Annotated in this window: 18 protein-coding genes and 1 pseudogene; 7 read left to right on the forward strand and 12 right to left on the reverse strand. The window is 41.8% G+C overall.

The genetic code is table 11. The annotated features are described in order from the left end of the window. Positions 1–51: 51 nt before the first annotated feature. The 4 genes from PH210_RS27085 to PH210_RS27100 form a co-directional block, all read right to left on the reverse strand. Positions 52–411, reverse strand: a complete 360-nt coding sequence (locus PH210_RS27085; RefSeq protein ID WP_289989454.1) for an arsenate reductase family protein — start codon at positions 409–411, stop codon at positions 52–54. A gap of 173 nt (positions 412–584) precedes the next feature. Next, a complete protein-coding gene (locus tag PH210_RS27090) occupies positions 585–2366 on the reverse strand; it encodes an acyl-CoA dehydrogenase FadE (RefSeq protein WP_289989455.1) in 1782 nt (593 codons plus the stop codon). A gap of 60 nt (positions 2367–2426) precedes the next feature. Further along, positions 2427–3602, reverse strand: a complete 1176-nt coding sequence (locus PH210_RS27095) for an acetyl-CoA C-acetyltransferase (RefSeq protein ID WP_289989456.1) — start codon at positions 3600–3602, stop codon at positions 2427–2429. 33 nt (positions 3603–3635) lie between these two features. Continuing rightward, positions 3636–6023, reverse strand: a complete 2388-nt coding sequence (locus PH210_RS27100) for a 3-hydroxyacyl-CoA dehydrogenase/enoyl-CoA hydratase family protein (protein ID WP_289989457.1) — start codon at positions 6021–6023, stop codon at positions 3636–3638. Between the two features lie 216 nt (positions 6024–6239). On the opposite strand from PH210_RS27100, the gene PH210_RS27105 reads away from it, so the two are divergent. Next, positions 6240–6371, forward strand: a complete 132-nt coding sequence (locus tag PH210_RS27105; RefSeq protein ID WP_223591976.1) for a YuzL family protein — start codon at positions 6240–6242, stop codon at positions 6369–6371. A 29-nt stretch (positions 6372–6400) separates the two neighbouring features. On the opposite strand, the pseudogene PH210_RS27110 reads toward PH210_RS27105, so the two are convergent. From PH210_RS27110 to PH210_RS27130, 5 genes and pseudogenes are all read right to left on the reverse strand, one after another. Next, positions 6401–6652 (reverse strand): annotated as a pseudogene (locus PH210_RS27110) (DUF2573 family protein). After that, a complete protein-coding gene (gene fhuF, locus PH210_RS27115; protein WP_289989458.1) occupies positions 6612–7379 on the reverse strand; it encodes a siderophore-iron reductase FhuF in 768 nt (255 codons plus the stop codon). Before fhuF ends, PH210_RS27110 begins: the two are co-directional and overlap by 41 nt. Then, positions 7372–8190, reverse strand: coding sequence for an ABC transporter ATP-binding protein (locus PH210_RS27120; protein WP_289989469.1), 819 nt, complete (start codon positions 8188–8190; stop codon positions 7372–7374). The genes fhuF and PH210_RS27120 overlap by 8 nt, the downstream gene beginning before the upstream one ends. 31 nt (positions 8191–8221) lie before the next feature. Continuing rightward, entirely contained in the window at positions 8222–9277 is a 1056-nt protein-coding gene (locus PH210_RS27125) for a FecCD family ABC transporter permease (RefSeq protein WP_289989459.1), read from the reverse strand. Further along, the gene (locus PH210_RS27130; protein ID WP_289989460.1) at positions 9274–10278 is read right to left on the reverse strand and encodes a FecCD family ABC transporter permease; all 1005 of its coding nucleotides are present in this window, start codon (positions 10276–10278) and stop codon (positions 9274–9276) included. Before PH210_RS27130 ends, PH210_RS27125 begins: the two co-directional genes overlap by 4 nt. A 182-nt stretch (positions 10279–10460) precedes the next feature. On the opposite strand from PH210_RS27130, the gene PH210_RS27135 reads away from it, so the two are divergent. Then, a complete protein-coding gene (locus PH210_RS27135) occupies positions 10461–11444 on the forward strand; it encodes an ABC transporter substrate-binding protein (RefSeq protein WP_289989461.1) in 984 nt (327 codons plus the stop codon). 560 nt (positions 11445–12004) lie between these two features. On the opposite strand, the gene rodA is transcribed toward PH210_RS27135, so the two are convergent. Then, entirely contained in the window at positions 12005–13180 is a 1176-nt protein-coding gene (rodA, locus tag PH210_RS27140) for a rod shape-determining protein RodA (RefSeq protein WP_289989462.1), read from the reverse strand. 87 nt (positions 13181–13267) lie between these two features. Continuing rightward, the gene (locus tag PH210_RS27145) at positions 13268–14032 is read right to left on the reverse strand and encodes a DUF4931 domain-containing protein (RefSeq protein ID WP_289989463.1); all 765 of its coding nucleotides are present in this window, start codon (positions 14030–14032) and stop codon (positions 13268–13270) included. A gap of 188 nt (positions 14033–14220) precedes the next feature. Between PH210_RS27145 and PH210_RS27150 the strand changes: the two genes are divergently transcribed. Next, entirely contained in the window at positions 14221–15003 is a 783-nt protein-coding gene (locus PH210_RS27150; protein ID WP_223591984.1) for an undecaprenyl-diphosphate phosphatase, read from the forward strand. Between the two features lie 30 nt (positions 15004–15033). Here PH210_RS27150 and PH210_RS27155 read toward each other — a convergent pair whose 3' ends face one another. Beyond that, positions 15034–15696, reverse strand: a complete 663-nt coding sequence (locus tag PH210_RS27155; RefSeq protein WP_289989464.1) for an FMN-dependent NADH-azoreductase — start codon at positions 15694–15696, stop codon at positions 15034–15036. Positions 15697–15928: 232 nt separating this feature from the next. Here PH210_RS27155 and PH210_RS27160 point away from each other — a divergent pair, with 232 nt between their 5' ends. From PH210_RS27160 to PH210_RS27175, 4 genes are read left to right on the forward strand one after another with little or no spacing between them, the layout of a single operon-like run. Then, the gene (locus tag PH210_RS27160) at positions 15929–16852 is read left to right on the forward strand and encodes a helix-turn-helix transcriptional regulator (RefSeq protein WP_289989465.1); all 924 of its coding nucleotides are present in this window, start codon (positions 15929–15931) and stop codon (positions 16850–16852) included. Beyond that, positions 16846–17712: an ABC transporter substrate-binding protein gene (locus PH210_RS27165; RefSeq protein WP_289989466.1), complete on the forward strand. Its 867-nt coding sequence runs from the start codon at positions 16846–16848 to the stop codon at positions 17710–17712. Before PH210_RS27160 ends, PH210_RS27165 begins: the two co-directional genes overlap by 7 nt. Before the next feature lie 23 nt (positions 17713–17735). Beyond that, a complete protein-coding gene (locus tag PH210_RS27170) occupies positions 17736–18434 on the forward strand; it encodes an ABC transporter permease (protein ID WP_289989467.1) in 699 nt (232 codons plus the stop codon). After that, the gene (locus tag PH210_RS27175; protein WP_289989468.1) at positions 18431–19174 is read left to right on the forward strand and encodes an ABC transporter ATP-binding protein; all 744 of its coding nucleotides are present in this window, start codon (positions 18431–18433) and stop codon (positions 19172–19174) included. Before PH210_RS27170 ends, PH210_RS27175 begins: the two co-directional genes overlap by 4 nt. Positions 19175–19403 lie beyond the last annotated feature (229 nt).

The raw sequence follows: 19403 nt of genomic DNA on the forward strand, positions 1-19403 counted from the left end.
TGAATTATTCTAAAATCTATCATCGAAATAAATCGATTTCACATATTAATACTACTTCAGCCACATTTTCTCAAACTCTTCTTCCTTAAAACCAACGGTCACATGTTCACCATCTGTTAAAATAGGGCGTTTGATTAACATCCCATCGGAAGCCAATAAATCTAGTAGCTCATCGTCTGTAGCTGACTTCATTCGGTCTTTCATACCTAATTCCCGGTATTTTTGGCCGCTTGTATTAAAAAATTTCTTTAATTCCAAGCCGCTTTTTTGGTAAAACTCTTGCAACAATTCCCTTGATGGGGGATTTTCTACAATATGTACTTCTTCATACGAAAGCTGATGGGCATCCAGCCACTTCTTTGCATTTCGACATGTTCCGCATTTCGGATACCAGTAAAATGTTAATGCCAACCGTTTCACCACCCTCTTTAGTCAAATGCATTTTATCATAGACAACTTCAAAATCCTAATAGATGGCACTTCCAAAAGATAAATTTCGACACCGTTTGTAGAGTTTCCTGCTTTTTAAAAAAATATTTAAATAAAAAGCTCCCCTCTAGAAAGGAAGGGAGCCGGAATAAAAATTACACTACATAACGTTCTGCATCAATTACTACATCTGCCACTTCGCGTTTTTTCGCAATCACGTTGATTGGCGTGTGGCGCGTAAACTTGCGAAGGGAAGTAAGCATCATGCGAAGTGTATCTCCCTGCTCAACCGCTACAAGGGTTTCTTTCGCATGCTGTTCGATTTCATTAAAGGCTTCTTGACAGAAGATTTGAGTGTAAAGAAGCTTTTGCTTATTCTTTTCTAAGCCATCCTTTGCAATCGCTTTTTCAGTACGTAAAACAACTGATTCCATAGCGTAAACTTGTGAAGTGATATCCGCAATATTAGAGAGGATTTCTTGCTCTGTTTCAAGCGCTTTGCCGAATTTTTGCGCAGCTAAGCCTGCTGCTAATAGGCCAATTTTCTTTGCGTTTTTCACCAGATATTTTTCCTGTGCAAGCGGCTCATCGCCTGGCTCTTCCGGCATTAACATCATTAATTCCTCTTGAAGCGCCATTGCTTTTTGGAATAATGGAAGCTCGCCTTTAAAGGCCTTTTTCAAGAAGGTGCCTGGCACCAATAGACGGTTGATTTCGTTTGTTCCTTCAAAGATACGGTTAATACGGGCGTCACGGTAGGCTCTTTCAATTGGATATTCCTGCATGAAGCCGTATCCTCCGTGAATTTGTACACCTTCATCTACCACGTAAGAAAGCACTTCACTAGCAAAGAATTTATTTACGGAACACTCAATTGCGTATTCAGCGATAGAACCTGCAACCTTTTTAATGTCCTTCGCCTCTTCAGTCGAAAGCTGGCCTTGGTTGTTTTCATACAAACCGATTGTACGGTAAACGGAGCTTTCAGCCGCATAAATTTTAGAAGCCATAGTACCAAACTTTTCTTTAGTTAAATTAAATTGGGCAATTGGAGTTTTAAATTGCTTACGGCCATTTGCATACTTTACGGTCATTTCAAATGCCTTTTTGGAACCGCCGACGCCGCCGACAGCTAACTTGTAACGCCCAATGTTTAAAATGTTAAAGGCAATAACATGGCCTTTACCATATTCACCAAGTAAATTTTCGACCGGGACCGCTACATCTTCTAAAATTAGGGTACGAGTAGAGGAAGCCTTAATACCCATTTTCTTTTCTTCAGCGCCTGTTGAAACGCCAGGGAAATCCCGTTCTACGATGAAGGCCGTGAAATGTTCACCGTCAATTTTTGCATAAACAACGAAAACATCTGCAAAACCAGCATTGGTGATCCATTGCTTTTCACCGTTCAGGATATAGTGAGTGCCGGCAGCATTTAATTTAGCCGTTGTTCTAGCGCCTAATGCATCAGAACCTGATCCAGGCTCCGTCAATGCATAGGCTGCAATTTTTTCACCTGAAGCAAGGGCAGGTAAATATTTTTTCTTTTGCTCGTCATTACCGAATAACACGATTGGCAGGGAACCGATTCCCACGTGCGCACCATAAGAAAGGGAGAAGCCGCCTGCGCCTGACATTTTTTCGGTAATAACTGATGAAGTAATTTTATCTAAACCTAAGCCTTCAAACTCCTCTGGAACGTCTACCGCTAAAAGGCCAAGATCGCCCATTTTCTTTAATAACTTAACGGTACGATCAAATTCATGGTTTTCTAAATGCTCGATTTGCGGCGCCACTTCTTTTTCAACAAAGTCTGCAGCAGTCTGCCCAATCATTAAATGCTCTTCTGTAAAATCTTCCGGTGTAAAAATATCCTCATATGATAGATCTTCAATTAAAAAGCTTCCGCCTTTTACGATTTTTTTAGTTTCAGTCATTAATATTCCTCCTAAATAATTTTTAGAGGGGGCAATAATCGGGAACCCCCCATGACAGGATTACAATAATTCAAATACTCCGGCAGCACCCATTCCGCCGCCGATACACATGGTTACAACACCAAATTGTTCGTTGCGGCGCTTTAATTCATGAATAAGGCTCAATGTTAACTTCGCACCTGTACAGCCTAGCGGATGTCCTAGGGCAATTGCCCCGCCATTCACGTTTACTTTTTCTTCATTAAGTCCAAGCTCGCGGATTACTTGAAGAGATTGCGAAGCAAAGGCTTCGTTCAATTCGAATAGATTAATATCTGATATCTCTAAACCTGCTAACTTTAGGGCTTTAGGGATCGCTACTACAGGTCCGACACCCATAATTTCCGGCGGAACACCACCGACAGCGAACGAACGGAATTTTGCTAATGGCTTAAGACCAAGCGCTTCTGCTTTTTCACGGTCCATTACCATAACAGCCGCTGCCCCGTCACTTGTTTGTGAGGCATTGCCAGCTGTAACAGAACCTGTAACAGAGAAGGCCGGGCGCAGCTTAGCAAGTGTTTCTAAATTCGTATCTGGACGAACACCCTCGTCTTGTGAAAATTGGATTGTTTTTTCTACCAGCTTATTGTCTTTTCCCACTGTGCGAATAGTGACATCCACTGGTACGATTTCATCAACGAATTTTCCTTCAGCAATGGCTTTGGCTGCACGCTGATGACTCCTAACCGCAAAGGCGTCTTGATCCTCGCGTGTAATTCCATACTTTTGTGCTACCTGTTCAGCCGTATGACCCATTCCCATATAGTACTGTGGAGCTGTTTCGGCTAGTTTGATATTTGGCCTGACAACATGACCCGTCATTGGAATCATACTCATCGATTCCGCTCCGCCAGCGATGGCTGTATCAGTATGGCCAAGCATGATTCCCTGTGCTGCATAGGCAATCGCCTGTAATCCTGAAGAACAGAAACGATTGACTGTAATAGCAGGAACCGTGTAAGGAAGTCCTGCCAAAGCCCCGATATTCCGGGCCATGTTATTTCCTTGCTCTGCCTCAGGCATCGCACAGCCAATGATTAAATCATCTATATTGCCTTCATAATTTCCGGCACGCTTTAAGGTTTCTTTTACAACTAACGCTCCCAAATCATCAGGACGAACTTGGGCAAGCGTTCCTTTCTTCGACTTGCCGACAGGTGTCCTTGCTCCGGCAACGATTACCGCTTCTCTCATGAATGTTCCCTCTCTTTCTCTCAATCTATTAGTTTAGTTGCGTAATGGTTTTCCCTTCACAAGCATATGCTGCATACGCTGTTGTGTTTTTGGTTCTCTGATTAAGCTTAAGAATGCTTCTCTTTCTAAATCTAATAGATATTGTTCATCGACTTCTGTTCCGAATGGCACTTTGCCACCGGCAATGACATAAGCAATCTTCTTGGCAATTTTCATATCATGCTCGGAAATAAAGCCGGATAAACGCATGGCTTCAGCACCAAGCAGAAGTGTCGCATAACCGGTTTCACCGACGACTGGAACCTTGCGGCGCACTCTTGGCTTATAGCCTTTTTCATGTAATGCCAGTACGGCTTGTTTTGCATCATATAGCAGATGGTCACCATTAATGCTGATTCCATCCGCAAAGTTTAAGAAATTATTCTCGCGTGCTTCTTCTGCGGAAGTAGATACTTTCGCGGTCGCAATGCTTTCAAATACTTTATTGGCCACGTTTTGCAGGTCGAATTGTACGCCATTTGGCAGGCTTTCTAAGTGCTTAATATAAAGCTCCTTGTTACCGCCTCCGCCAGGAAGCAAACCTACTCCAACCTCAACAAGTCCCATATACGTTTCAGATGATGCTTGAATGTGGGCTGCAGGCAGGCAAACCTCTGCTCCGCCGCCAAGCGTCATGCCAAATGGTGCCGCAACCACCGGCTTAGAGCTGTATTTTACTTTTAAAAGTGCGTTATGAAGATGTCGCACGACCATATCCAGCTCCGGAATATTGTCATCCTGGGCTTCCATCAGCATCATTGCCAAGTTGGCGCCGACACAGAAGTTCTTTCCTTGGTTCCCGATGACAAGACCCTTATAATTTTTCTCCACTTCGTCGATTGCGAAGTTAATCATTTGTACGATATCAAGTCCGATCGCGTTATTTGGTGAGTGGAATTCTAATAAAGCAACACCGTCACCGATATCAATCAAGCTTGCACCGCCATTCTTTTTGATTACACCTTTTTGTTTCTTAATTTTCTTAAGGTCGATCGCCTTTGGATTGAACTCCACTGGCTGGTATTCACCCTTATGATAGAAGTAAAGCTCGCCGTTTTCTTCCTTATAGAAAGAGGTATGACCCTTTTCAAGCATTTCGGTAACCCATTCTGGAACTTCAATGCCTTCTTCTTTCATCTTTTGCACAGATTTTTCGACACCGATGGCATCCCAGTTTTCAAAAGGACCCTTTTCCCAGCCGAAGCCCCATTTCATTGCACGGTCGATGGCTACGATATCATCGGCGATTTCCCCTAAGAGCTGTGCTGAGTATATTAATGAATGTTTTGTTGTATTCCATAAAAATTGGCCGGCACGATCATTGGCGTAAACAAGCGCTTTCAATTTATTCCCTGTGCCTTTTTCCTGCTTTGCAAGCTCTACTGAAGGTGTAGCAAGCTTTTTGCGTGGACCGTACTCCAGTGTATTTGGATCCAATTCTAAGATTTCTTTTCCTTTTTTCAAAAAGAATCCTTGTCCGGATTTGCTTCCAAGCCAGCCTTTTTCAACCATCGCTTTCATAAAAGCAGGGACTTCAAAAACTTCCTTTTCTTCTCCCTGGACACTATCGTAGACATTGTTTGCCACATGATAGAAGGTATCTAGTCCGACTACATCAAGGGTGCGGAAGGTAGCACTTTTCGCACGTCCAATTAATGGTCCAGTGATAGAATCGATTTCTCCGACACTATAGCCGCCATTTAACATTTCTCTAACTGTAATAAGGAGGCCGTACGTACCGATGCGGTTGCCGATAAAGTTAGGCGTATCTTTGGCCACAACTACACCTTTTCCTAAAACATCCTCACCAAATGTTTTCATGAAAGAGAGGACTTCTGGGTCCGTGTATTGCGTTGGGATCATTTCTAACAATTTTAGATAACGCGGCGGGTTAAAGAAGTGTGTTCCAAGGAAGTTTTTCTTAAAATCGTCGGAACGTCCTTCAACCATCGCTTCCACTGAAATACCGGAAGTGTTTGAGCTTACGATACTGCCAGGTTTACGGAATTTGTCAACTTGCTCAAAAACTTGTTTTTTCACATTTAGGTTTTCAACAACCACTTCGATTACCCAGTCAACGTCTTTCAATTTGACTAAATCGTCTTCAAGGTTACCTGCTTCAATAAGAGCAAGATTCTTTTTAGCTGTCAGCGGTGCAGGTTTTTGCTTCAATAATTTTTGAATATTTGCAGCAGCGATACGATTACGTACCTGCTGGTCAGCTAAAGTTAATCCTTTTGCTTCTTCTTCTTTTGTAAGTTCACGCGGGACAATATCCAATAATAGGGTTGGTATTCCGATATTTGCAAGATGTGCCGCAATTCCTGATCCCATTACTCCAGATCCTAAGACGGCTGCTTTTTTAATAAGTTGGTTCAACATTGTCTCCCCCTTCATTATTTTGAATGAATACTCATTCATTTTTTTGTTAAAAAAAATCCACATTTGAATGAGTTCTGTTATTATTTAATATAAAAGATTTTGAAAATTTGTGCAATCCATAAGCGTGGAAAATTTAATTTTTTTTGAAAAATAAATTTTTTCTTGACTTTTGATAAATTTTTTTTTGCAGGGAAATCTATTTTTGAGGTGATTTCCATGGCAAAAATGAAGAAAAATCCTTCCAAAGCAGGTGTCAGTGCGGCCAGTGTAAAAGGCAATAGCGGACCAGGCAATGAGGATCCAGGCTTCAACAAAACCAACAGCCAGAATAACCAATATAAGCGTTAAAAAAAACAGGCTGAGCCACTCAGCCTGTTTTATTTCTTTGCAGAATTCCGGTGCTTTTCATTCATTTGTTTAATCTCATTAATAATTTTCTTCATTTCTTCCTTCGCTTCTGGATACAATTCATTCCAATGCTTAGCTAAAGCTGGCATCGATTTGGCGATATGAGTGTATAGCGCCCAAGCCTTCACCTTTTCTTTCGTTTATTCAGCCGCTTCCCCTACTAATAATTCACTATATTTCTCAAGCAAGGCTTCGAATTGTTGAACAAATACTTTCTCCATCCTGACACCTTCCATCTTTAGTGATATTCGTACAAGGGCATGTTTTGCAGCGTTTACCAGCGGATAATTGATAAGAGAAACAACAGGTTTTCCTCATTCTAACATCTTCGATCTTTTCGGTGTAGTATTTTTGCAGGGGATTTCCTTTATAGCGTCCAAACAGAGCGCCCTCTGCTTCAATAAGTAAATAATGGAAATCGCTTTGCATATTACTATTTTCACTATCCTTTAGCTCTGATTCGTAAAGCCAGAATATGTAAACAGCAATATTTTCCCACAAGATTAACTTAGAAATCCCAAAAGTTTTTTCTAATTTATCGATAATCGGGAAAATATTTTTGGCAAATAGCTCGTTTATTATGTCTTTTCGCCAATCCGCGCGGGCATTCCCATTCCATTTCAGTTCCTTTTCATCCTTTAATAAAAAAGAAGGAAGCCAATCCTTTCCCTTTTCAGGCGACTCCATTTCAATATTACTCAGAGAGACATCGATTTTTTTATTCCAGACTGACATCGCATACAGGGAGATGACTGCCACAAATGCATACCTTTTAATAAAAATGGAGGCTGCTGCCTTTTCATTCGGTGCACCGATAGAATCGGCTAAGTTAGCAATAAATAGCTTTAAAAACTTATCATTCAATAAATCAGCGACATGAAATGAATTTTTCAAATTAGCTGCCAGTCTATATTTTTGGAGACGGGTGTCTGTCAGAAGTTTAGCCATTGATTGCTACCGCCTTCTCTAGAATACATCTTCCCTTCCCATAAGGTATGCAAAGAGGTGTCCCGAATAAGGGATCTGTCGTTACCTCACAATCCATATCAAAAACATTTTTTACAAGGCTGCAATTGATGACATGCTCTGGTTTTCCTTGAGCGTAAACTTTTTGATCTTTTATTGCCACAATGTTATGGGCATATCGGCAAGCGAGGTTGAGATCGTGCAGGACCATAACGACGGTCCGGTTCTTCATTTCGTTTAATTCAAACAGCAAATCAAGAATTTCGATTTGATGGGTCATATCTAAGTAGGTCGTTGGCTCATCCAATAAAATAATGTCGGTATCCTGTGCCAAAGTCATGGCAATCCAGGCACGTTGCCTTTGCCCGCCGGAAAGAGAGTCAACCGGTCTTTCTTTTAGATGCTCTAACCTAGTTGCATTCAGGGAATCGTTCACTTTTTTCTCATCCTCTTCGGACCATTGCTTTAACCAGGTTTGATGCGGATAACGTCCCTGCTTGACGAGCTGAAGGACCGTTAAGCCTTCAGGGGCTGTAGGTGACTGCGGCAAAATGGCCATTTTTTTCGCAATGTCTTTTGTGGAAAGCTTGGCAATCGCCTTCCCTTCCAACAATACTGATCCTGACTTTGGCTTCAGCAACCGGGCGATTGAACGAAGCAGCGTTGATTTCCCGCAGCCGTTTGCTCCGATAAAAACGGTTATTTCACCCTTTGGAATTTGCAGATTCAGCTCATTAATAATCAGCGTCTCCCCATATGAAAGTGATAATTCTTTCGTTTCAATCGCATTCATCATCTCTGACAGCTCCTTTACTTGTCTAACTTTAGGCATTTCTTGTTTTAAATAGTAAGTAGATAAAATAAGGTGCACCTATTCCGGCGGTGAAAACGCCAGCCGGTACCTCTAATGGTGAAAACATGGTCCGCCCGATTAAATCAGCAAACATAACCAGAATTCCTCCTAGCAGTGCCGAGGTTGGAAGCAGAGCCCCAAAGGAGGAACCAACTAATCTTCTTGCCATATGGGGCGCCATCAGACCGACAAAACCGATGCCGCCAGCAAAAGCCACCGAACTTCCAATTAAGGCAGTGCTGATCATCAGGAGTAAAAATCGCTGTTTTTGGACCTTGCCGCCCAAACCGGTTGCGACCTCGTCCCCCAGTTCTTGGAGATTGATCGTCCTTGCGGCTGCAAAGGCTATGGTAAGGAAGACTACCGTCCAAGGTACAAGTGTAGCAACGTTTTTCCAATTAGAGCCGTAAACCGTTCCAGTAATCCAAATGTTTGCCTGGCTTGCCTGATAAATCGGCCCCATTACCATCGTTAAGGTCGTTAACGCTTGTGTTAACGTGGAGATACCAATTCCAATCAATACTAGTCTGATAGGGGAAACCCCATTTTTCCAAGCTAGCAAATAAACCAAAAAGGCAACAGCGCCAGCTCCAATAAAGGCGGCTAAGGGCAGCCAGGCAATACTGACGGTAAGGGAATGATTTTTATCGCTAAAAAGTGCGAGGAAACTTACAACGGCAAATGCTGCCCCGCCAGTAATCCCGAGCACATCCGGGGAAGCGAGCGGATTGCGGATCATCCCTTGTAAAATGCCTCCGGCTACCGCTAATGAGATGCCTACCATTAGCGCAATAATAATCCTTGGCAGGCGGAAGGATTGTATAACGAGTGTTTCCATTTCTGGACCTGCACCGAATAAAACCTTTACAACGGTAAGCGGGTTAATTTTCATTTCCCCAGCACCGGTGCTGAAAATAAAGACAGCAGCTGTAATGATGAAAAGAACAAGAAAAATGATAATTGCTTTTCGATCCAGTAAAAATGAGATTCGATTTTTAAATAAGCGTAAGTTTTTATATTTACTCATTTTGCATTGAACCCCCTTCTTGCGATGTAAATGAAGAATGGAGTTCCAATAATGGCCGTCATGACTCCGACAGGAACTTCGGACGGTATTAAAATATATCGTGCAGCAATATCCGCTGCCAGCAATAAAATTGAGCCTAACATCCCGGCAAATGGGATCACCCAGCGATGGTCAATGCCGATAATCGATCTGGTAATATGGGGAACCACAATCCCGACAAAGCCAATTGGTCCTGCCACAGCAACGGATCCGCCCGCTAATAAAATAACCAAGATACCGATTGCAATTTTTACAAAGCCGGTATTTAATCCGAGTCCCTTCGCAACATCTTCCCCCATAGCGAGGATATTCATTTTTCCGGCAATAAAGAGGGAGCCAAGCCAGCCAATTCCAATGTATGGCAGCACGGAAGCCAGTGTTTCCAATTTTCTGCCTGAGACTGAGCCAGCCAGCCAAAACAGCACCTGATCAAGCATGGCTTCATCCAAAACTAGAATTCCTTGTGTAAAGGAAGAGAACATAGCTGATATCGCAGCCCCTGCCAATGTCAGCTTCATCGGTGTTAAACCTTCCCGGCCAAAGGAGCCTATCGCATATACACTAATCGCTGCAATGGCTGCTCCCAAAAAAGCCAGACCGCTGAAAGCTGTCAGACTGTTAACGGAAAATAAGGTCATGCCGACAACTACTGCAAAACCGGCTCCGGCATTAATGCCAAAAATTCCAGGTGACGCCAAGGGATTTTTCGTTAATGTTTGCATGAGGACGCCTGCAATCGCAAGGCTTGCTCCGACTGCGGATGCGATTAATGCACGTGGAAGTCTGACAGTCCGAATAATAATATGTTCGTTGGACCCATTGTAATGGGTAAAGGAGTCAACCGCGGTACGCCAGCTTGTATCGGTATAGCCATATACGATGCTGGCACAGATGAATCCAAGCATCAGGAAGATGACGAACAATAATCCAATCCATTTTGAAAAAGTACTTTTTAACAGCATTTCGGATAAACCTTTCTATTAGGTTATTAATTTTAGTTTATCCCTAATTGATAATGATTGTCAATTTAAATGAGAACGATTTTCAATAAAATTGTTGACAGATGGTTGGAGGTCATTTTATGATAATAATGTAGTTGAAAATGATTATCATTCACATTTGGCTAAGGAGGCTACATATTAAGATGAAAAAAACGATACTTACTCTTTTTTCTGTCCTGGCTATTTTCTTATTAGCCGCTTGCGGCAGCTCGACCGAAAAAACGGCCGGGGAAAAGGCAGAACCGAAAAAAGCAGAGGAAAAACCATATACGGTTGAGCATGCAATGGGTTCGACAACGATTAAAGGCACTCCAAAAAGAGTGGTTATCTTAACAAATGAAGGAACGGAAGCCTTGCTGGCACTAGGTGTAAAACCAGTTGGTGCGGTGCAATCCTGGCTCGGAGATCCGTGGTACGACCATATTAAAAAGGATATGGATGGCGTAGAGGTTGTTGGGACTGAGAGTGAAGTTAATATTGAAAAAATTGCTACTTTAAAGCCTGATTTAATCATCGGCAATAAGCTTCGTCTTGAAAAGGTATATGACCAGCTTAGTGCAATTGCACCAACTGTCTTTTCCGAAACGCTTAGAGGCGATTGGAAGGAAAACTTTAAGCTCTACGCTAAGGCATTAAACCTTGAGGAAAAAGGAAATCAAGTTCTAAGTGATTATGATAAGCACGTTGCCGAGGTAAAAGAAAAACTTGGCGATAAAGTAAATCAACAAATTTCTGTTGTCCGCTTTATGGCTGGAAAATCCCGTATTTATTACACTGATTCATTTTCCGGGGTGATTTTTGATCAATTAGGGTTTAAGCGTGCAGCCCAGCAGGAAGCCCTCTTTACTCCAGATAATAAGCTTGGTAAGCTTGCGGTTGAGGTTGGCAAAGAAGTGACTCCTAAAATGGATGCGGATCAGCTATTCTACTTCACCTATGCGCCAAACGGTGATCAAAAAGCCTTGGATACCGCAAAAGAATGGACGAACGATCCGCTTTGGAAAAATTTAAACGCTGTTAAAAACGGGAATGTCCACGAAGTAAGTGATGCAATCTGGAACACCGCTGGCGGCGTCCTTGCAGCAAATCTTATGCTGGACGATCTTGAAAAGATATTGAACAAGTAAGAGTAAAATTTGTTAGTAAAAAACCTTCCCATATGAAAAGAGCGGGGCTTGCCATGGCCTTGCTCTTTTTTGTTATGATTTTCAGCTAAGTAGAGCTTTGAATTCCGCCGAACCTGGCATTTATTTCGCGAACTTCCGCATTAATTTCGCGAACTTCCGGATTTATTCCGCGAACCTTTGCTTCTTTTCCGCGAAAACCCCATTTTATTCCGCGCTGCCATCATTGGATCCGTGCTCAAATGTTTGTTTCCGCATGACTGGAACGGTATTCCGCCGAACTTGGCATTTATTCCGCGATCATCCGGATTAATTTCGCGAACTTCCGCTTTAATTCCGCTAACCTTTGCCTCTTTTCCGCGAAAACCCCATTTTATTACGCGCAGCCATCTCGGGATCCGTGCTCAAATGCTTGTTTCCGCATGACTGGAACGGTATTCCGCCGAACTTGGCATTTATTCCGCTAACCTTTGCTTCTTTTCCGCGAAAAGCCCAATTTATTCTGCCAAACCCCTTTTCCGGCAACAAAAAAAGAGCGACCGAGGTCGCCCAATCCATCAACGTTATGCCGATGTCGAAAACATGTATTTTTTATAATGGTAACGTATCGAGAAAATTAGGCCGAGCCCGAGCATGTTCCCCATTAAGGCACTGCCCCCGTAGCTGATGAACGGAAGCGGAATACCGGTGATGGGCAGAACGCCAATCGTCATGCCGATATTTTGGAAAACGTGGAAGGTAATCATGCTGATGACCCCGACACAAATATACGTATAAAAATTATTCTTTGTTTCCATGCCAACCTTCGTAATATGGTAAATCAAAAGGAAAAACAAACTAATTAACACACTCGAGCCGATAAAGCCAAATTCCTCGCCAACCACGCTGAAGATAAAGTCCGTATGACTTTCCGGCAGGTAAACTTCACGATTACCGTAGCCTTTCCCGCCTGTTTGGCCAGAGCCAATTGCGAGCAGGGATTTGGTCAGCTGATAACCGGCAGAGCTTTGAAAATTGTAAGGGTCGAGCCAGGAATATATCCGGCCAAATTGGTACTGCTTTACGCCAAGATATTTTTCTAAAATGTCTGGTTTCCAGACAACAAAATACAAAATGGTTGAAGCTAGTACTGTCCCAAATGAAAAAATCGGTACAAGCAGCTTCCAGGTGATGCCTGAGATAAAAATCATTCCTACTAATATCGCAATAAACACAAGCGAAGTTCCTAAGTCTGGCTGTTGCATTACTAACATCAATGGCACCATTGTCACAATGCCAAGCTTAATTAACAGCCAAAAATCAGTTTGAATCGTCTTGTTCCCTTGATTTTTTTGATGGTGATCATCGATAACACGTGAAAGTGTCAAGATAATAAATATTTTAACAAACTCAGAGGGCTGCAATGAACCCATGGCCGGAACGATAAACCAGCTCTTTGCTCCATTAATCACCGGAGCAATGCTTGGAGGTGCGACAATTAAAAAGCCCAGAAGAAATAGTCCAAATCCATAGGCATACCAAGTCAGCTTTCGCAGCTGGTCAGAATCCAGCGTCATTACCGATGCGATAATCCCGCCGCCGACAGCGTACCATACCATTTGCTTAATTAAGAAATTCTCTTTGTATTGTCCACTCTTTTGGGCACTATATATCGAAATACAGCTTGCCAAAAACAATAATAAAAGAATAAAAACAAGATTATAATCAAGTTTTGAAGTTGTGTTTTTATTGGAAGTCATGCTAAGTCTCCACCTTAATAAAACTTGTACATTCCTCCATTATATTTTTTTAACGCCTAAATCACAACTTCTAACCATTGAATGGATTTATTTACAAAAATAAATTCGTTTCAACTCTTCAGCCATCCACTCTAAATTATTCGGCACCTGAGGCAGACCATACCCGATATATAACGGAGTTGTCACAAAACGCGGTACCACTTTAGCATAAATTTTGCCATCCAGATGATGAAAAAACACATTGTAGCTGTTTGCCTTAAAGGGAAAGTGGCAGAGAATATAATGAACCGCGATTTGAAGATACTCGGAGAACCTTTCCTGGTAACTCGAATCCGGCATTTCTATATTAAATTCATAGAAACCGACGCGGGGTTTTGTGGACAGGGTCAGCCTAGAACCCTCCCCTTCATCAATCACAATACCCTGAAACATTTCATGACTTGCTTTTTCTTTATAATCCAGATCATGGAGTCCAATGATTTGCATATGTGGATGGGCGATTGTGCCGCCAGATAAAGGGCCATAATTTTTGAAAAAAATAACCGATCGATATTCTCCGGTTTCCTCCATCTCTAACCAATGCTTAATGCCAAACCTTATCAATCTATGTAAATGCTCTTTGGAATAGGTTGATAATTCAGCATGGCAATCGTCTGTTTCAATTAACACCGTTTGATAGGCATTTTCTAAAACGGGATATTTATTTTTCAATAGAATGATTGGACCGTCCACTGCAATCAGGCCGGTCAGCTGGTCCCTGTCACAAAAAGGGCAGGCCTGCGCTTTGTTACGGATACTTTCAGGCTTTTTGACACCGATTGAAGTATTAAAATGCAGATGTTTATTTTCCAATACGTGTATCTCCTCTCGGAAAGGGCTTTATTCCTATTTTATGGGATAAGACAAACAAATTGCACATATTTTGTTTGAGTTTTTAATTGACCTTATTGGCAAATAAATCCTAAAATAGAAGAGAATTTCAATAACTAATTGAACATATCTTTTAATAGTACAAGTTTTTTTAGAATGTGAGGGAATGTATGTTAACGAAATTAGAAGCGCTGATACTTGGGATTATCCAGGGGTTAACAGAATTTTTGCCAATCAGCAGTACCGGACATCTCTATTTAGGAAGAAATTTATTTGGCTTGCAGGAAGCAGGTCTATTGCTCGATACGATGCTTCATGTCGGCACCTTGCTTGCTGTCTTTGTTTTTTATAAGGATGAATTTATTAAAATCATCAAAAAACCGTTCAGCAAATTAACGTTTTTGTTAATTGTCGGAACGATTCCTGCCGTTATCTTTGGACTTGCTTTTAAGGATTTTATTGATGAAATCTCAAAAACAGGTGTGACGATTGGCTGGGAATTTTTAATTACCGGTATTTTCCTATGGCTCGCTGATTCAGTGAAAAATGGCCATAAAAAAATGGACGACATCAGCTATAAGGATGCCTTGATTATTGGAACATTTCAGGCGGTTGCGATTATGCCCGCGATATCGCGCTCGGGAATGACAATTGTTGCAGCCTTGTGGCGAAAATTGGACCGTGAAACGGCCGCCTATTTCTCCTTCTTATTATCAACACCAGCCATCGCAGGAGCCATTGTCTTGCAAACGAAGGATCTGCTCGGCGGTGCAGGAGAAGAAATCTCATTATCTGCCCTGCTCGTCGGGATCATCTCTTCTGCCCTCTTCGGCTATGTTGCGGTTAGATGGATGATTGGCTACTTGAAGAAGCATTCCTTAAAGCCATTTGCTATCTATGTTTGGGCATTGGGATTAATTGTGCTATTTTTCCAATTTACGGGTAAATTCTAATAAAAAATGCGACTCCCCGAGTCGCATTTTTTATTGTTTGACGGGCAGTGCAGCCATTTCTCTGGCGGCTGCCGCTGCTTGTTCTTTAGCTTTTGCCATAATTTCAGGAACTTTTTTAGGAAAATGATCCATCCCTTCTGCAATGACCGTATCCAAGCTCTCGAAGCCTAGGAATTCGAATACCTTCTTTACGTAACGATCCCCCATTTCAAATTCCACCATCGGTCCAGTAGAATAAATGCCGCCGCGGGTTTGAATATGGATGGCCTTTCTTCCAGTGAGAAGTCCTTTTGCCCCGTGTTCTGTGTAGGTAAAAGTTTTTCCAGCAATAAATAAACAATCCATAAACGCTTTGACAATTGCCGGTGCTCCAAAGTTCCATATCGGTGTCACAAACACATAATAATCAGCAGCAATAAATCGGTCAGCCAGCGCGTGCATTTTTTCAATTTTCGTCCGCTCAGCTTCCGATAGCTGATCTTTTGTATAGCCCATAAAGGATAATTTCGCCCGGGCATATAATAAATCCATATCGATGACAGGAATATCCATTTCATATAAATGCCAGCGTTCGATCTCCACATCTGGCTGCACTTGTTTAAATTCCTCTAAAAATACTTCTCCAATTTGCATACCCTTTGAAAGTTTTATATCATTTTTCGGATTTGCCGTAATATATAAAAGCTTTGCCATTCGCTTCCATCCTCCAGTCACAATTTTAATTTCTACTACTATACTACACCAACTTCACCGCTCACAATTGAACAATAAGTGAAGTTTATGAATTTTATATGAATCTCATTCTACTTTTTGAACAATATTAGACAATTCTAAACAAAACTTAACGAAACTCAACAATACTTAACAAAAATCACTTTTATTATGCTATTCTTTTTATAAAATAATGGAAAAAGGAGGGTGAAAAATGGAATTAAAGGCTTATACTCCTGATGAGGTAGCGCAAATCTTTCAAATCTCAAAACATACAGTTTATGAGTTAATCAAAAGAGGCGAGCTTCAAGCCTTTAAAATAGGAAACAAAATGCGAATAGAGCATGCTGAGCTTGAGCGGTTCAAAGAAAATACGAAAGCGCCTTCAAGGAAAGAATCCAGCACTGAATCGAATCAAGCCAGTTTCATAAGGCTTTCCGGCAGCCATGACTTTTTAGTCGAGCATTTTGCCAAGCAGGCCGCCCATGATTTAAATATGCAAATTCAGCCATCCTACATAGGCAGTTTGGAAGGCTTAATGATGCTGTACCGAGGACAATGTGATATTGCCGCCATTCATCTATTAGATCCGGCATCACAAGAATATAATCTGCCATTTATCCATCAGCTATTTGTCTATGAATCTATTTTAGTTTTGCGACTGGCAGCAAGAGAACAAGGGTTTATTGTTGCGAAGGGCAATCCAAAAGGGATTCATGATTTTTATGACCTGACTCGAAAAGAAGTTCAGTTTGTGAATCGCCAAAAAGGGTCGGGCACTCGCTTTTTGCTGGATTCGAAGCTATCTAGCTGCGGGATTAATCCCTCTGGAATAAAAGGCTATGCAACCGAAGAATGGACCCATTTATCTGCAGCATCCTACATTACTAGAGGGATGGCAGATGTAGCCTTTGGGATCCAGTCTGCCGCCAGCCACCTAGGACTTGATTTCATTTCTGTTGCCAAGGAAAATTTTGATCTCGTGTTTCGTTTTACTGAAGAAAATAAACAAAGCCTGACGGACCTAATCCATTATTTGAAGTCTAGCAGCTTTAAAAATAGCTTGACGGATTTGGCAGGCTATTCAATTGAAGATTTAGGAAAAATTATCTATCAAACGGAGGAACTTACATGTTAAAAAAACGTTATTTTGCGGCACTTTTTGCTTTCATGCTTTTGATTTTATCAGCTTGTGGAAATTCGCAGACGAAAGAAGCAGATGCAAAAACGAAAAAGGCTGAACCTAAGGCAGCACCAACCGAAATGATTCTAGCAACAACAACAAGTACACAAGACAGCGGCTTACTAGACGTCCTCATTCCTATGTTTGAAAAAGAAAACAACGTTAAAGTGAAAACGATTGCTGTAGGAACTGGTCAGGCACTTGAAATGGGCACAAAAGGGGAAGCCGATGTTCTTCTTGTGCATGCTCCTGCTGCTGAAAAAGCGGTTGTTGATGCCGGAGATGCCATTAACTACAAACGCGTTATGTACAATGACTTTGTTCTAGTTGGACCAAAGGAAAATCCTGCTGGTGTCAGCGGAGATGACATTCAAGCAGCCTTCAAAAAATTAGCTGAAACTAAATCTATCTTCATTTCTCGCGGAGACGATTCAGGTACTGATAAAAAAGAAAAAGGCATCTGGACTCTATTAAACATTAAGCCGGCAGGCGAATGGTATGTTTCGACTGGACAAGGAATGGGACAAACCTTACAAGTTGCAGCTGAGAAAAAAGGCTATGTCCTAACTGACCGCGCAACCTGGCTTGCTCAATCTAAAAACTTAAGCGACATGCAAATCGTTGTTGAAGGCGGCAAAGATTTAATGAATATCTATCACGTTATGCAGGTAAATCCTGAAAAACATGATAAGATTAATAGCAAAGACGCGAAGAAATTTGTTGAATTTATGATTGATCCGAAAACTCAAGATGTCATCGAGAACTTTGGCAAGAAAGAATACGGACAATCCCTATTTATTAAATATACGGAATAGTGAAGGATGTTTAGGAGGCAACCATGGAACTGCTAATCGATGGACTGAAGAAAGCGATAGAGATGATTTTTTCCGGGGATCCAGAGGTATTTGCGATTACCTGGCTGACTCTAAGAGTTTGTCTTATTTCCATTTTGATTAGTACGCTCATTGGATTGCCTCTTGGATTATTCCTTGGTTTAACTAGCTTCAAAGGCCGTAGACTACTATTATTATTTATTAATATTGGTATGGGCTTGCCTCCTGTTGTAGCAGGCCTTTGGATTACGATGTTTCTGTGGCGCTCAGGCCCTCTTGGTGATTTCTCTTTACTTTATACGCCAACGGCGATTGTCATGGCACAGATTCTGGTTTCTCTTCCTATTGTAACGAGCCTGACCTGCTCCGCCTTTCAGCAAATCGATGAAAAGATGCTTTTGCAAATTAAAGCGCTAGGAGCAACAAGGTTGCAGTCCTTAATGATTCTTTTAAAACAATCAAAGATTGCGATAATGGCGGCCATTATGGCAGGCTTTGGCCGTGTCATTGCCGAAGTAGGCGCCGCGATGATGGTGGGCGGAAATATCCAAGGGGACACTCGGATTCTCACCACTTCCATCGTGATGGAGGTTTCAAAAGGAAACTTTGATATCGCCTTAGCCCTTTCCTTTATTCTCCTGACGGCTGCCCTATTGATTACAGCAGCGTTAACTTTTTTACAGCAAAGGAAGCGATTTTCGTGAACCCGTTAATTGAGCTGAAAAATATCACCTTTACAGCCCAGCATAAAACGATTCTGGATATTCCTCATTTCCAGATTCAGCCAGGCGAATTTCTCGGCATTATGGGACCCAATGGAGCGGGCAAAAGCACTCTATTAAAATTGCTATCTTTTCTTGAACGAAGCAACAGCGGTGAAATCCTCTACCGCGGGCAAGTCATTGCAAAGGGAAATGCACCGCTTGATTTACGAAGGAAGTTCTCGATCGCCCTTCAACAATCGTTACTTCTAGATGGAACTGTCTATCAAAATATCGCAATTGGCTTAAAACTACGAAAAATTTCTAAAGTCGAAATCAAAGAGAAAGTTGAACATTGGCTGAATCTCTTTGGGATTAGTCATTTAGCGAAAAAAAATGTGCTTCATTTATCAGGAGGAGAGGCGCAGCGGGTTAATCTAGCACGAGCAATGATTGTCGAGCCGGAAATTCTTTTTCTCGATGAACCGTTTTCAGCCTTGGACTTCCCTACCAAAATTAAGCTGATGGAAGATTTCAAGCAGATTATTAGTGAAACAAAAACGACAGCCGTGTTTGTCAGCCATGACCTTATGGAAGTCAATTACTTAACAAATCGACTTGCTATTATCGTTAATGGTGAAGTAAAACAATCAGGACCAACCCCTATGGTCCTCGAACATCCCAATTCATCCACTTCACCCTTCCTTAATGAGTGGAAAAAATTCTATCCAGTTGCACGCTAAATGCAGTTCCATTTGGGACTGCTCAGGCTATCGAAAAACTTTCGATAGCCTTTTTTCATTTATTCCCTTTATAGGCATTTAAACTGGTCTGTTGATTTGCGCTCCAGGCGCTTCGCTTTCCGCGGGCGTGCCGGGCAGCCTCCTGATATGAACGAAACTTTCAAGGCCCCCACTCTACATCAGGTTTTGATCTACTTTTGACCAACTCTAAGAAGAGAAGCTGTTCTCG

The organism is Paenibacillus sp. BSR1-1 (assembly GCF_030403775.1).
GTDB lineage: Bacteria > Bacillota > Bacilli > Bacillales > Cytobacillaceae > Neobacillus.